The sequence below is a fragment of the Kitasatospora sp. NPDC098663 genome (genome assembly GCF_044760075.1).
GTDB lineage: Bacteria > Actinomycetota > Actinomycetes > Streptomycetales > Streptomycetaceae > Kitasatospora.
In genome coordinates, this window is the sequence record NZ_JBIWAP010000146.1 from 1 (window position 1) to 1159 (window position 1159).

Consider the following 1159-nt stretch of genomic DNA (forward strand, 5'->3'; position numbering starts at 1 on the left):
TTCGGAAAAGCGCACATGTTCCGGCGAACCTGTGCCAGGTGGCGCCGAAACGGGGCAGGTTCCGTCGATGACGCCGATGCTGCATGATCGAACGATGCTGGTCGAGGTAGAGAAGATCGCAAAATTCCCGGGGAGCCCGCTGCTGGCTCAGGTCAAGACGGCCTTCGGGCATACTGCGGTCCGCTGGTGCGGGGATCCGGCGGCAGAGCCGGGCGCGTACCACGTTGAGTGGACGCTCGACGAGGATGTCGTCTGGGGGCGGAACGCCAAGCCCGCTGCCGGTTCCGGGCCGGAGGTCCGGCAGGGCGGGCACTGCGTCGTCCTGCGGGGGCTGCTGAACTCCACGGAGGACGGTGCTGCTCTGTTCGATTTGGGCGGCACTCAGATCCTGCTGGACCTGGCTGATCCACTGCCGGAGGGGTTCGCCGGCACCTGGGTCGAGCTCTATGTCGAGCGAGAGAAGATCGCCCTCTACCCCTATCAACTCTGACTGGAAATCAGGTCCTTGGGGTCTCCCACTGCGACAAGCGGGTCTCGTCGATGTGGTCGGCGAGATAGATCATGGTGGCTTCAGGGTCCATGCCGAAGGCAGCGGCAACGAGCTTGGGGTCCATCGTGTTGACCAGGTCGAGCAGGCGAGTACAGCGGATCATGCGGGGCGGGAAGCCGCAGTCGTCGAGGACGTGGCTGACATAGGCGGTAGACGCCGGCCCTCGGCCGGACTTCGTTTGGCGGGTGACCATCACATGCGGATTGCCGGTCCTTTGAGCCTCTCGGTGGGCCAGACAGTGTTCGACCACGGTCCACGACGCCGGGTCCAAGGGCACCGGATGCGGCCGGTCGCCGAGTCGGGCGGTCCTCGCCCGCAGGTCGAGATCACCGGTCTGGAGCATCTTGACCTCGCGACTTGAGGCGCCGTGCAACAACGCAAGGACGCCCAGCAGGGCCTCGTGCGGATGGATATCCGGAGCGGTGGTCCATCGACGGAACAGCGCACGCTGCTGATCAAGTGTCAGCGTTGCCCCGGTGAAACCGCGCGGTCCTCGGGAGGTCAGACCGCGGGCGGGATCGACGAGGACAATCTTCCGGGACCGGGCGAAGCGGAAGAACTGCCCGAGCACGACCAGTCGGCGCTTTCGGGCCTTGGGCTGGTCGGTGA

Annotated in this window: 1 protein-coding gene and 1 pseudogene; one reads left to right on the plus strand and one right to left on the minus strand. The window is 65.7% G+C overall.

What is annotated here, in order from left to right; genetic code table 11:
* Positions 1-490, plus strand: a 490-nt coding sequence (locus ACIQVZ_RS42520) for a hypothetical protein (RefSeq protein ID WP_402458582.1), incomplete at its 5' end; no start/stop codon positions are given.
* A 7-nt stretch (positions 491-497) separates the two neighbouring features.
* Here the strand turns inward: ACIQVZ_RS42520 and ACIQVZ_RS42525 are convergent.
* A pseudogene (locus ACIQVZ_RS42525) lies at positions 498-1159 on the minus strand (integrase); the annotation flags it as partial.